Annotated in this window: 9 protein-coding genes; all 9 read right to left on the minus strand. The window is 74.2% G+C overall.

Features of this window, described 5'->3' with window-relative positions:
* Positions 1 to 7: 7 nt before the first annotated feature.
* The 9 genes from JHAT_RS02795 to JHAT_RS02835 are packed head-to-tail and all read right to left on the minus strand — an operon-like array spanning position 8 to position 13,024.
* Positions 8 to 931: a sugar nucleotide-binding protein gene (locus JHAT_RS02795; RefSeq protein ID WP_077796410.1), complete on the minus strand. Its 924-nt coding sequence runs from the start codon at positions 929 to 931 to the stop codon at positions 8 to 10.
* Entirely contained in the window at positions 928 to 2,016 is a 1,089-nt protein-coding gene (locus JHAT_RS02800) for an ROK family protein (protein WP_253195385.1), read from the minus strand. Before JHAT_RS02800 ends, JHAT_RS02795 begins: the two co-directional genes overlap by 4 nt.
* A complete protein-coding gene (locus JHAT_RS02805; RefSeq protein ID WP_077796411.1) occupies positions 1,997 to 2,371 on the minus strand; it encodes a cupin domain-containing protein in 375 nt (124 codons plus the stop codon). Before JHAT_RS02805 ends, JHAT_RS02800 begins: the two co-directional genes overlap by 20 nt.
* Positions 2,368 to 3,534 carry a sedoheptulose 7-phosphate cyclase gene (locus tag JHAT_RS02810; RefSeq protein WP_077796412.1) on the minus strand — a complete coding sequence of 389 codons (1,167 nt, stop codon included), beginning with the start codon at positions 3,532 to 3,534 and terminating at the stop codon, positions 2,368 to 2,370. Before JHAT_RS02810 ends, JHAT_RS02805 begins: the two co-directional genes overlap by 4 nt.
* A complete protein-coding gene (malQ, locus tag JHAT_RS02815) occupies positions 3,515 to 5,608 on the minus strand; it encodes a 4-alpha-glucanotransferase (protein WP_077796413.1) in 2,094 nt (697 codons plus the stop codon). Before malQ ends, JHAT_RS02810 begins: the two co-directional genes overlap by 20 nt.
* On the minus strand, positions 5,605 to 8,871 hold the full coding sequence (locus JHAT_RS35820; RefSeq protein WP_171990712.1) for an HAD-IIB family hydrolase: 3,267 nt from the start codon (positions 8,869 to 8,871) through the stop codon (positions 5,605 to 5,607). Before JHAT_RS35820 ends, malQ begins: the two co-directional genes overlap by 4 nt.
* A gap of 13 nt (positions 8,872 to 8,884) precedes the next feature.
* Entirely contained in the window at positions 8,885 to 9,808 is a 924-nt protein-coding gene (locus tag JHAT_RS02825) for a carbohydrate kinase family protein (protein WP_077796414.1), read from the minus strand.
* A complete protein-coding gene (locus tag JHAT_RS02830; RefSeq protein ID WP_077796415.1) occupies positions 9,805 to 10,938 on the minus strand; it encodes a sugar phosphate nucleotidyltransferase in 1,134 nt (377 codons plus the stop codon). Before JHAT_RS02830 ends, JHAT_RS02825 begins: the two co-directional genes overlap by 4 nt.
* On the minus strand, positions 10,931 to 13,024 hold the full coding sequence (locus JHAT_RS02835) for a glycogen/starch synthase (protein WP_253195386.1): 2,094 nt from the start codon (positions 13,022 to 13,024) through the stop codon (positions 10,931 to 10,933). Before JHAT_RS02835 ends, JHAT_RS02830 begins: the two co-directional genes overlap by 8 nt.
* Positions 13,025 to 13,026 lie beyond the last annotated feature (2 nt).

The raw sequence follows: 13,026 nt of genomic DNA on the forward strand, positions 1-13,026 counted from the left end.
GGGGTGTTCAGCGTGCCGTCGTGAACGCCGGGGCCAGGTACCGGGCGCCCTCCCGCACGCCCCGGACGGTGATCACCCCGGTGGCCGGCAACCGGGCGAGACGGGAGCCGGTCAGGCACGCGTTCTCCGGCCGGGAGGCGTACCGCGTGGCCGCCCGCGGCACCGGCACGACCAGGTGCGCGGGCGCCCCCAGCGTCTCGGCGACGACCGAGGCCCAGGCGGCACGGCTCACGCGGTCCGGCCCGCCCAGATGGAGGACCGGCGGCAGGGGCGCGCCGGCGCCCAGCAGAGCCGCCGTCACCTCCGCGACGTCGTCCACCAGCACCGGGGTCGTCCACTGGTCCCGCGGCACCCTGACCTGCTCGCCGCGCCGCAGCCGGTGCGCGCACGCGGCGAAGAAGTTGAGCCATTTGCCGGCGTCCGCGGGCTCGTGCCCGTAGACCAGGCTGACCCGCAGCACCACCGCGTCCGCCGCCGCGTCGAGCACGGTCCGTTCCGCCTGCAGTTTCGCGCGGCCGTAGGCGTTGGCCGGGGAGACCGGGGCGTCCTCGGGGTTGTCGGGCCGGGATCCGTCGAAGACGTTGTCGGTGGAGATCATCAGCAGCCTCGCGTCCCCGGCCAGCGCGGCGAAGTGGGCGGCCGCGGCGGTGTGCGCCGCGACGGCCAGGTCCGGGTGCTCCTCGCACCACGTGACGTCGGACGGGCCGTGCACGAGGACGATGCGCCGCGGGTCCAGCCGGGCCACGAGCCGGCCGCACGCCGCGGAATCGGTGGCGTCCAGGGCGTGCCACCGGAACCCCGGGAGGTCCGGAAGGTGCTCCGGGCGGTGGCGCGAGGTGACGGTGACCGGCTCACCGGCCGCCGCCAGCCGTCGCGCGATGCCCATGCCGACGAAACCGCTGCCGACGACGAGGGTGCCCCCGGCGTTCACCGGGCACCCGCCGGGGACGGCCGGGACATCCGGTCGGCCAGCAGTCTGCCGGCACCGATCAGGCCGTGGTCGTCGTCCGGTTCGCCGAGCGACACCATGGCGTCGACCGCGTCCGCGTCCAGACCGAAACACCCCAGTCTCACCAACTCGCCCACCAGCAGCTCCCGGTAGCGTTCGCCGACCGCCAGTGCGAAGCCGCCCATCACGATGTACCGGCACACCCCGACGGAGGTGAAGACGGCCCCGATCGCCTGCGCGAGATGCGTGAGGGTGCCGCGCAGCACCTGCGTGGTGAACTCGTCGCCCTCCCGCACCGCGGCCGCGACGGCCGGGTTGTCGATGCCGGGCACGCGGCCGCCGCAGCGCGCGGCCAGCCGGGACCGGGCGAAACCGGCCGGGTCGGCGTCCGCCGCACGGCGGACCGCGGCGAGCACCCCCCGCCCGGAGGCGACGGCACCGAGATGGCCGCGCGCACCGCAGTCGCACAGCGGCGCTCCCGGGGACGGATCGCACACCCAGTGCCCGAGTTCGCCCCCGTGCCCGTCCGCGTCCAGCAGCACCTCCCCACCCCGGAAGACCTTGTTGCCGATGCCGGAACTGACGGTGATCAGACAGAACGGCTCGGTCTCGGTCGCCGCGTAGCGCCAGGCGGCGGCGGTCAGGTCGTTGACCACCACGACCGGTACGCCGGTCCGCTCCGTCAGGAGCTGCCCCAGCGGCAGCGGGTCACCGCGCCGCCCCCACACCGTGGGAGCGGCCAGCACGAGGCCGCCGGCGGAGATCGGCCCGGCGAAGGCCACGCCGACGGCGCGCGGCGCCGTCCCCGCGGTGTGCCGGCCGACCTCGTGGACGATCTGGTCCACGACGCGGCGCTGCAGACCGGCCACCGAGTCCTCCGGATGACGGGCCATGCCCTCGACCGGCACCCGGCGCACGCGGGAGACGGCTGCCGTCACCGGGTCGTAGCTCCCGGTCCGCAGCGTCGTGCCTCCCACGTCGAGCACGGTGAAGACGTCGTGGGGCCGCCAGGAGTCCGCGCGGTGCGCCGGACCGGCGGAGAGACGGTCAGACCGCGGGATGGTCACGGAGCTCCTCCTCGAAGACCAGAAGCCACAGATCGGCGGCCGAGTCGTTGACGAGGCCGTGCTCGCCGTACGGGCGGTTGACGACGACGTCCCCGGCGCCGACGCGGAACTCGGCTCCGTCCCGGTACATCAGCCCGCTGCCGCTGAGCACGACGTACGTCTCACGGTCCAGGGCGTGCCGATGGCGCCCTATGGACGTGCCGGGCGGCAGCACGGCGATGTCGACGAACTCCGCTCCCACGCCGCCTTCGGCGCGGGCGAACAGGCGGTGCGCGAGGATCGTGCCCAGCCCGCCGTGGTCGTGCTCCTTGCCGCGCAGGAGCGTGTCGAGGTTCACCACGTCGCGGGCGGTCACTCCGTGCCCCCGTCGCGCGCCAGCGCGTCCAGGGCGGCCCGCAGCACGTCGGCGGGCAGGTCCTCCAGCCGCTCCACGAAGTCCGCCTTGCCGATGCCGGTCGGCACGACGAGGTGCAGCTTGCGTCCCCGTCGCTGCCAGGAGGCGTGCAGGGCCTGCGTCATCAGCTCCGGCGTGCAGGTGGCCGGGTCGAACACGGGGAGGCCGATGCGGCGCAGCAGCGTCACCACGCGCGCGCAGCTCTCTGCGTCGATGAGCCCCAGCAGCCGGGCCACATGTGCCGACAGGGCCATGTCGACGGCGACCGCCTCGCCGTGTTCCAGGCGGTGGCCGCCGGCCGTCTCGACCACCGGGCTGAAGGTGTGCCCGAAGTCGACGAGCCGGGCGAGGTCGTGCTCGCGGAGGTTGGGGCAGAGCTCCTCCATCATCAGCCGCATCGAGGTGCGCAGCACGTACGTCTCCAGCGCGCCGTCGGAGGAACGCAGGAAGGCGTCCGGGTGCTCCTCCAGCGCCCGGAAGAGGTCGGAGTCGAGGATCACGGCCATCTTCACGATCTCCGCGAGGCCGCAGCGGATCTCCCGGGCCGGCAGGGTGGCCAGCAGGGCCGGGTCGTTGAGCGAGGCGTGCGCGGGGTGGTAGGCGCCGAACATGTTCTTGGAGTCCAGGGCGTTGACGCCGGTCTTCACCCCGACGCCCACGTCCACCTGTCCCACCAGGGTGGTGTTGACCTTGATGTAGCGGATGCCGCGGGCGTACATCGAGGCCGCGAAGCCCACGACGTCCGCGACGATCCCGCCGCCCACGGCGAGCATCACCCCGTGCCGGTCCAGGCCAGACGCCTTGGCGACGGCGCACACCCGCTCCACCGACGTGAGGGTCTTGTTCCGTTCACCGCTGTCGATGGTGTGGACGCTCCAGCTGCCCGGCTCCAGCCGGGCGTCGAGGTAGGCGCGCAGCCGGTCGCCGTAGAGACGGTCCACCGTGGGGCCGACGAAGGCCACCACACGCCGTCCCGCCACATAGCCCGCGAGGAGCGGGTTGCGGGGGTCGAACACCCCGTCGGTGACGTCCACACGGTAGCGCGTGCCGTCCGGCGCCAGCAGGTCGAAGCCTCCGGAGTCCTCGCGGACCCCCTCGAGCCGATCAAGGGCCTGGCCTGACATCTCTCTCCTCGGTCTTCGTTCCGTGCGGTTCACCGTCGGCGAACACGCGGGCGACGGCCTGTACGTGGGGATGGCCGGGCAGGTCCTCCAAGGGCACCGGCCGGCCGTGCCCGTCCGCCACCGGCAGCCTCCAGTTGGGGTGCACGTCAGCGGTACCGGGCAGGTTCTGGGGCCTGCGGTCGCCGGTGGCGTCCGGCAGCCAGACCCCGAGCAGGGTGGACGGGGTGCGGGTCAGGAAACGGTGCAGGGCGACCAGCTCGCCGTCGGCGTCGGGCAGCAGGCCCTGCCGGCGCAGTTCCGCCAGCCAGCCGTCCCGCTCGGCCGCCGCCTGCGCCTTCTCCTCCGGTTCCGGGCGGGTCAGCAGCCCCAGCCGGGCCCGCAGGTCGACGTGTTCGCCGCTCAGCCATGCGGTGGTCGTCGGCAGGTCGTGGGTGGTCAGCGTGGCCAGGCAGTTCCTGCGCCACTGCCGCGGCGGCAGCGGACCGTGCCGTCCCTCGGAACCGCCCAGGTACTCGAAGCGCTGCACCGACGTGCCGAGCACGCCGCGCGCGGCCAGCTCCTCGCGGACACCGCGCTCCACCGTGCCGAGGTCCTCGCCGATCACCGCCACCCCGGCCCGGTGGGCCTCCAGGAGCAGCACGCCGAGCATGGCCTCGGCGTCGTAGCGGACGTAGGTCCCCTCGGACGGGGGTCGGCCCTCGGGCACCCACCACAACCGGAACAACCCCATGACGTGGTCGACCCGCAGGGCCCCCGCGTGCCGCATGCCGGCGCGCAGCAGCCCAGCCAGCGGTCGGTACCCCTCGGCGGCCAGCGCGTCCGGCCGCCAGGGCGGCTGGCCCCAGTCCTGACCGAGCGGATTGAAGTCGTCCGGTGGGGCCCCGACGCTCATCCCGCCGGCCAGGCAGTGCTGCAGCGTCCAGGCGTCGGCCCCCTCGGGGGCGACGCCCACCGCCAGGTCGTGCACCAGGCCGATGTCCATGCCCGCGTCCTTCGCCACGCGCTGCGCGGCGGCGAGCTGCTCGTCGGTGATCCACGCCAGCCAGCGGTGGAACGCGACGGCTTCCGCCAGTTCCTCGCGCGCCTCGGCCACCCGCGGCGACCGCGGGTCGCGCAACCCCTCGGGCCAGGACCGCCAGGCGCCGCCGTGCACCTCGGCCAGCGCGGACCAGGTGGCGAAGTCCGTCAGGTCCCCGCCCTCGCGGGCGGTGAACGCCTCCAGAGCCGCACGGCGGCCGGGCGGGGCCGGCACCCGGTACACATGGCGCAGCGCCTCGAACTTGAGGGCGCGCACCACCTCCCGGTCGATCAGCGTCCCACCGCTCAGCACGCGCTCGTTGAGGGCCCGCGCCCGGGCGGCGCAGGAGTCCACCGCGCGGCGGGCCTCCCGGTCCAGGTACCGGTACTCCGGCACCTCCTCCACCCGGACGTGCATCGGGTCCGCGAACCGCCGCGAACTCGGCCGGTACGGCGACGGATCGGGCAGCGGACCCGGCTCCACCGCGTGCAGCGGCCCCAGCTGGACGAAGCCGGCGCCCAGCGCGCGGCCGGACCAGGAGGCCAGCTCCGCGAGGTCGGCCAGGTCGCCCATGCCCCAGGACCTGCGGGAGAGCACCGAGTACAGCTGGACCAGGAAGCCCCAGCCGCGCCGCTCGGGCACGGGGATGCGCTCGGGCACCGACAGCAGCGGAGCGGACGCCCGCCGCCGGCCCGCCACGGCATGCAGGACGTGCGCGCCCGGCGGCAGCGGGTCCTCGGGAGCTTTCTCGCCACCGTCCTCCAGGGCGACGCGGGCCTCGGCGCCGGGCGGCAGCCGCAGCCCCGCGGCCGATCCGGCACGGACGACCACGCAGGGCGGAAGCAGCCTGTCCGCGTCCGCCGCGCGCCGGACGGCCAGGGCCCGCCGGGCGGCGTCCGGGGTGCTCGCGTCCACGCCGCACGCGGCCAGGACCGCGACCAGGGTGTCCGCGGGGACGGTGACGCGGTCACCGCGGTCGGTGACGTACTCGGTGCTCACGCCGTGCGCGCGGGCCAGGTCCCGCAGGGACGAGCCGGGCGCGGTGGGGCGGGTCACGGACGGCCCCCTTCCGGCGAGAAGAGGCGTTCGAGGACGGCGGCGACCCCGTCCTCGTCGTTGCCCGGGGCGACCTCGTCGGCCATGGCCCGCAGATCGTGGTGGGCATTGGCGACCGCCACGCCGTGAGCGGCCCAGGCCAGCAGCGGGATGTCGTTGGGCATGTCGCCGAAGGCGACGGTGTCGGCGCCGGTGAAGCCCAGCAGTTCGGCGGCCCGGGCCACACCGGCGCCCTTGTCGGTGCCCGCGGGTAGGACCTCCACCATGCCCTTGACCGAGTGCACGACGGTCACCTCGCCGTCCGTCAGCCGTTGTGCGACGGCGGCCAGCCGGTCCTCGTCGACGTGCGGGTGGTGCAGGATCAGCTTGTCGATGGGCGCCGCCCACAGCCGGCCCGGGTCGGTGGTCACGTCCCAGCCGTGGCGGACCCGTTCCCCGAAGCCGGGGGTCACCTTGAACCGGCTCTCCGGCGGCGAGGTGACGACGCCGAGCTCGACCCGGCCCAGTTCGGCCTCGACCTTCGCGACGACGCCGCGGGCGAGATCACGGTCCAGGGACACCGAGGACAGCAGGCGGTCCGCACCGGCGTCGTACAGTTGCGCGCCCTGGCCGCAGACGGCCAGCCCTCCGTAGCCGAGGGCGTTCAGGAGCTGCCTGCAGGCCACCGCGGGGCGTCCGGTGACCACCAGGTGGTGGGCGCCGGAGGCGGCGACCCGTTCCAGCGCCCGGCGGGTGCGCGCCGACACGGTCAGGTCGCTGCGCAGCAGCGTACCGTCGAGATCGGTCGCCACCAGCCGGAACGCGGGTGCGCGGGTCGGCACGGTGTCCCAGACCACCCGGCCGGAGCGCAGGGTCACCAGGGCGACGGCGTGACCTCCGACGGGCGGTCCGTCCAGTGTCCCCGTGAACACGCCGTCGCCGCCGGCGGCGAGCGGCCGCAGCACGGCACCGCCGGGGGCGGGAGCCGGCTCGTCGGAGGCGAGGACCTCGGTGACCGACTCCAGCGGGGGGCGCGGAGCGCCGGCTTCCCGCGCTTCACCGTCCGCGGCAGTCGTGTCCGCGGCAGCTGCGTCTGCGGAGGGGACGTCCGCGGAGTCCGTGTCCAGGGCAGCCACGTCCGAGCGGGCCGTGCCGGCGGCAGTCGTGTCCGCGACAGCCGTGACCACGGGTGCCGTGGACGCGGTGGCCCTGCTCGGGGCCTGGGCAGCGGGTGCGGTGGGGGTGGCGGCCGTCAGGGCCCGGCCGGGGGCCGTGCCCGTCGTCGCGGATGCCTCGACCACCAGCTCGACCCGTTCCGCCTCGGCGTGCGCGTACCGCACGCGCCACGTGCCGTCCGGAGCGGCGGTGAGCCGGAAGCGGTCCGCCTGCCGGGCCCACAGGTCCGGTCGGCCCGCCCGCCGGGCCAGTTCGGCACAGCGGGTGAAGTCCCCCCGGTGATGGGCCGAGGTGAACAACCGCTCCCAGTCGTCCGTTCCGAGTTCGTCGACGCCGCACCCGAGAACGCGGGCGAGGGCGGTGGCGTCACCGCGTTCCGTCGCCGCCCGCGCGATCAGCTCACGATGCTCGGTGTGGGCGGCGGGCGGCAGCGCCTCCAGCCAGCCCCGCTCGACCAGTTCGCCGGCCGGCGGCTGCGCGCGCTCGCCGCGCAGCAGACGTGCGTAGGCGGCCAGACGCAGGTCCGCGCTGCGGGCCCAGGTGAACGAGCGGCCCAGGCGCCGGGCGTTGCCCGAGAGCCGGGCGTAGGTGCCGGGTGCCGTGCGGAAGAGCGTCACGGCCTCGCGTATTCGCCCGGCGAGGGCCCGGGCCAGCCCCGGGTCGTCGTCGCGGAAGGAACCGGGCACGGAGAAGCCCGTCGCGTCCGGGTCGTCGAGGGGCCGCCCGTGCCCGAAGTGGGAGGTCACCCGCTGGGCGGTGGCGATCGGCACCGCCCCGCAGGCCATCGCCTCGGCCTGGGCGATGAGGAAACCGTCCAGTTCGAACTTGGACGGATACACGCAGAAGTCGGCGCTCGCCGCCTGCTCGAACAACGTGTCCTCGTCGGCGAGCCGCCACTCCAGGCGGAGTTGTCCCGGAAAGCGGTCGGCGAGCCGCTGGAACGCGGCGTTCGCGACCGCCGCCGGCGCGTCACCGCCGCCCCCGGTCGAGCAGCGGATCACGAAACCCACCTCCGGATCTCCGGCCAGCACCTCCTCCACGGCCCGCATCAGCTCCAGCTGGCCCTTGTGGTGCACCGCGTAGCGGGCGGCGTGGTAGAAGACCGGACCGGTGCCCGTCAGACCGAGCGACCGGCGCACCGCGGCCCGGTCCACGGCCTCCGGGTCGCGCGCCAGCCAGCTGTCCGCGATGCCGCAGCCGCCGGCCAGCAGCCGGTCCGGCCGTTCCCGCAGCCGCCGCGCCACGGGCAGCGACCGGAACAGGGCTTCGAACGGCGTGTCCTGCCAGGTGACGTAGTGGTCGCGCTGACCGGGGGACACGAAGTCGATCAGATCCGCGCGGTCGGCGATCAGCGGGAACACACCCACGTGGTCCGGCCCGTACTCGACGTGCATACGGGTGCCGGCCAGCGCCCGGGCCATGGTGGCCAGGGGGGAGTCCTCGGCGGGCGGTGGCCCGTCCAGGGCGTCGAGGTCCGGTCCGCGGACCCCGAAGAGCTCCAGCAGCCGTTCCACCTGCGGCCGGTACACCTTCTGCGTGACGGGGGCGTTCGCGGCGACCGTGCTCACCGTCCGGTACCGGTCGTCGTCGGCGAGGACCACGGGCAGCAGGTAGTGGTAGTAGGGCTCGAAGCCGTGCACGACCGCCGGGCCGTCCGCCAGGTGGCGCTGGACGAAGCGCAGGCCGCCGACCTGGAAGACCAGCGGCTTGAGGTACGCCAGGTCCCGGCCCTCGAGGGCCGGAGGCGGGTAGAGCCGGTCCGGCAGCAGGTCCAGGAAGGCGTCGGACAGCAGATAGACGTCCACGCCGTCCAGGCGTAACAGGTGGGCGCGGGTGTCGAGGGCGAGACCGGTCTCGGCGGGCCGGCCGGGCCACACCTTGGGGTCGAGCACCAGCGGCACCGTGTGCTCGTCGCGGTAGTCGAGCTCCCGGACGTCGAACCGCTCCCGCAGTGCCTGAAGGTGACCGTGCGCGGGTGTGACCAGCGAGACGCGGTGGCCGCGCGCGGCGTACTCACGGGACAGGTTCCACACGAGCGGGGACAGCCCGCCGCGCATCAGCCGGTTGTCGAAGCCGCCGCACTCGAAGGAGAAGGTGACGATGTGCACGCGCGGGGCTCCTTCACTCCGCCGCGGCCTGCGCGCGGGCGCAGGCCGCGCGCAGGCCGGGCAGGTCGATGAACTCGGTGTGGGTGCCGGCGGCACCGCAGGCGAAGGCCCCGGACACCGATCCGGCCAGGACGCACTCCTCCACCGGCCGCCCTTCGAAGTGGGCGTGGAGGAACGCGGTGACGAAGGCGTCGCCGGCCCCGTTGGAATCGACGACGGGCCGCTCCGGCCGCACGGCCGGGAAGTGGCGCACCCCAGCCTCGCCCCGCACGAGCACGTGGCAGCCGTCCGCTCCGTCGGTGGCCACGACGAAGCGGGCCCGGCCCTCGTCGACGATGCCGTGCAGGACCTCCGGAAGCCGGTCGTGGACGGCCGCGGCGCTCATGAAGACGTAGTCGGAGGCGAGGGCGTAGGTGCGATGGTGGGGGTCGACACCGTCCCAGTCGTGCAGGTCGGTGGAGCTGGTCACCCCGAGCCGGTGGACGTCCTCGTACAGGTCGCGGTTGTGCCCCACGATGGAGAGGTGGACATGGCGCGCCCGCTCCAGGTGGGGCAGGTAGAAGGCGCGCGGCAGCCGCAGGTCCGCGGGGTGCCGGGAGTCGTAGAAGGAGAAGCGGCGGCCCTGCGCGTCGACCAGGTTGACGCCGCGCGGGGTGCCGTGCGGGGACACCACGTGGCTGAAGTCCAGACCGTGCCCGGCGTACGCGGCGAGCACCGCGTGACCCTGGGGATCGTCGCCGAGGAAGTCGATGAACTTGGTGGTGAGGCCCAGGGCGTGCCAGCCGAGCGCCACGCCGTTGCCGGTGTGCGCCACGTAGTCGTACACCGGAGGCACGTGCAGCGAGTCACCCGGGGGGACCTCCAGTTTCTCGACGCGGACGACGGTGTCCACGCCGGCTCCGCCGACCACCAGGACGTCGTAAGGGGACGGGTTCATGTGCGGGTTCCTTCCGTGACGGCCGCGGGGTCCTCGACCCGCTGCACCTGTCCGTTCTCCAGGACCACCGCCGAGTCGATGTGCTGACCGGGGCCGACCGTGGCACCGGGCAGCAGTACGCTGCGCCGGACCCGGGCGCCCGCCCCGACGGTGACTCCGGGGAAGAGCACGCTGTGCTCCACCCGGCCGTCGTTGACGAGGTCCGCCGGGACCAACGAGGCGACCACGCCCGGGGAGTCGGCCACCCAGCCCCGGTCCACCCCGGGCCGGACGGTCCTGGGCATCCGTTCGACCGGGAGCCCGGCCCGCGGCCCGCCGGCCGCGAGCATCAGGTGCGCCCGGTGGTAGCGCTCGACGGTGCCGATGTCCTCCCAGTGGCCGGCTACCTCGTGGCCGCGGATATCCTCGCCGCCCGCGAGCATCGCGGGGATGACGTCCCGGCTGATGTCGTGCTGCCAGTCGGTGCCGTCCAGCTTCTCCAGGTAGCGGTGCAGCACCGCGGCGTCGAAGACGCAGAACGCGGCGAACACCAGGTCGCTGGTCGGTTCGTCGGGCTTCTCCACGAACTCGGTGAGCCGGCCCGCCCGGTCGAAGCGGACCATCCCGAACAGGTGGACCCAGCGCCGCTCGATCCGCTGGTAGGCGACGGTCAGGGCGGCGCCGGAGGCCCGGTGCTCCGCGATCAGCGGCCGGTAGTCGAAGCGGTAGACGTGGTCCGCGTGCAGCACCAGGACCTGCTCGCGGTCACCGCCGAAGACGTGCCCGGCCTTGCGGATCAGGGCGTCCGCGGTACCGCGCTCGGCCGGCCAGGTACGTGCGGGCAGCTCGCGGGGGAGCCCGGCGCCCGCGGCCCGGTAGGCGTCGTCGTACGGCCCGAAGTGCACTCGGAAGCCCGGGTCGCGGTTCCACACCCGGTACAGGTCGTCCATCAGCCGGCGTTCCTCGTACTGGGACAGCAGCAGTACTTCCCCCAGTCCCGAGTCGCGCGCGTTGGCGAGGCTGAAGTCGATCAGGCGGCAGGCGCCTCCGTACGGGACGAGCGGCTTCAGGCGCCCCTCGCCCAGCGGCCCCATGCGCCGTCCCTCGCCGCCCGCCAGCAGCACCGCGCGCACCCCTCCCCGCTCAGCCATGACGGGCCTCGTCCCAGGTGACCCGGCCGGAGGACAGCGTCAGCAGCAGCCGCGCCCCCGGCCGCGGCGGCGGTCCCTCGAACACGCCGGGTGCGGTGCGGCGCAGCTCCCGCACCCCGGGCAGCGCCCGGACCGCCGGGCCGCGCGGGGCCGGGATCACCAGCTCCACCCGCTCGGCGTGCGGCAGCCGGTACACCAGCCCGCCGTCGCCGCCGACCGAGCACCGCTCCCGCAGGGCGCGCACCTCCTCGGCGGTCACCGCGGCCGGGTGGCGCTCCACGATCCGTTCGCACGTACTGAAGTCGGCCCGCTCCCAGGCCGCGTGGAAGAACCGACGGGCGACCGGGGCGTCGACGGGGGCGCGGCGCGCGTACGCCGCCGGGTCGCCGTGGGCGAGGGCCGCCTCCTCGGTGATCTCCTCGTCCTTCAGCAGGTCGAACCAGCCGTGCCGCAGGGCGCGTTCGGCGGGCAGCTCGGCCGGCTCGCCCCGCCACAGGCGGCCGAACGCGGCGAGATGCAGGTCCGCGCAGTGTTCCCAGGTGAACTGCCGGGCCACCGCCGCCGCGCGCTGGGACAGCTCGCGGTAGCGGGCCGGGTCGTCGGACCACAGCGCCACCGCCTCCCGGATGCGCGCGGCGAGCGCGGCGGTGAGCAGCGGGTCGTCCTCGGCGAAGGAGCGGTTGACGGCGAGGCCGGTGGTCTCCGGCTCGGGACGGGCGTGCCGGAAGTGCGCCATGCCCTCCTGTGCCGTCGCGATGGGCACCGCCCCGCACACCATCGCCTCGCCCTGGGCGATGAGGAAGGTGTCCATCTCGAACTTGGAGGGGAACAGGCAGAAGTCGGCGGCCGACGCGTACTCGAACACCCGCCGCTCGTCCACCCGCTCCGACTCCAGGTGCAGCCGGCCCCGGTGCCGCTCGGCGACCTCGCGGAAGTAGGGGTCGTCGAGCGGGGTGCCGGAGATGCAGCGCACGACGAAGTTCGCGGCCAGGCCGTCGCCCAGCACCCGGTCGACGGCGCGCATCAGCTCCAGCTGGCCCTTGTGGTGCAGGGCGTAGCGGGCGTTGTGGAAGAACGTCGGCAGCGCGGGATCCAGTCCCAGCCCTTCGAGCACCGCCGACCGGTCCACCTCGCCCGGGTCCCAGGCGAGCCACTGGTCGGATATGGCGCAGCCCCCGACGAACATCTTGTGCGCGTTCTCCTTCACGGCCTGCGCCAGGGGCAGGTGCGCGAAGAGCGCCTCGAAGGGCGTGTCCCGGAAGGAGGCGTAGAAGTCGAGCTGGCCGGGCGAGAGGAAGTCGATCAGGTCGGCGTTCTCCAGGACCAACCGGTAGACGGTCACGTGGTCCGGCGGGTACTCGTAGTGCAGATGGGTCAGTTGCTGGTACTGGCGCACCGCTTCGAGGTCCGGCCCGGCCGGCGGGTGCTCCTGCGGCAGGCCGTCCGGTGTGTCCAGGAGCTCGAGCAGGCGCCGGACCTCGGGCGCGTAGACCTTCTTGGTGATCGGCATGTTGCTCTGCACCGTGCTGACGACGTGCTTCGTCGGGTCGTCGCGCAGCGCGGCCGGCAGCAGGTAGTGGTAGAAGGGCTCGTGGGCGTGGACGATCGCCCGCTCCCCGCCGAACCAGTGACGCAGGAAGCGCACGCTGTCCACCTGGAAGACCAGCGGCTTGAAGAAGACCAGGTCCCGGCCCTTGGCGGAGTACGGCGGGTAGAAGGTGTCCGGGAGCCGGTCGAGGTGCTCGTTGGACAGGAAGTACAGGTCCACGCCGTCGAGGCGGATGCGGTGCGCGGTGGTGCGCACGGGCAGTCCGGTCTCGGCGGGGAAGCCGTGCCACACCTCCGGGTCGAGGACCAGCGGCAGCACGTACTCGTCCGAGTAGCCGAGGTCCTCCACCTCGTACCTGCCGCGCAGGTCGTCGAGTCTGCCGTGTGCGGGGGTGACGAGGGAGACCCGGTGCCCGCGGGCGGCGAACTCCCGGGAGAGGTTCCACAGGTACACCGAGGTGCCGCCCTGCAGGAAGGTGTGGTCGAAGCCGCAGCATTCGAAGTAGGTCTCGATGATGTGCATCGGGGGTTCGGTCACGT

The organism is Streptomyces sp. JHA26 (assembly GCF_002005565.1).
Classification (GTDB): domain Bacteria; phylum Actinomycetota; class Actinomycetes; order Streptomycetales; family Streptomycetaceae; genus Streptomyces.

What these genes read in the sequence shown, in the direction of transcription:
- JHAT_RS02810 (WP_077796412.1), bottom strand. Translation starts at nt 3,534, where the DNA reads ATGTCAGGCCAGGCCCTTGATCGGCTCGAGGGGGTCCGCGAGGACTCC.
- JHAT_RS02825 (WP_077796414.1), bottom strand. Translation starts at nt 9,808, where the DNA reads ATGAACCCGTCCCCTTACGACGTCCTGGTGGTCGGCGGAGCCGGCGTG.
- JHAT_RS02830 (WP_077796415.1), bottom strand. Translation starts at nt 10,938, where the DNA reads ATGGCTGAGCGGGGAGGGGTGCGCGCGGTGCTGCTGGCGGGCGGCGAG.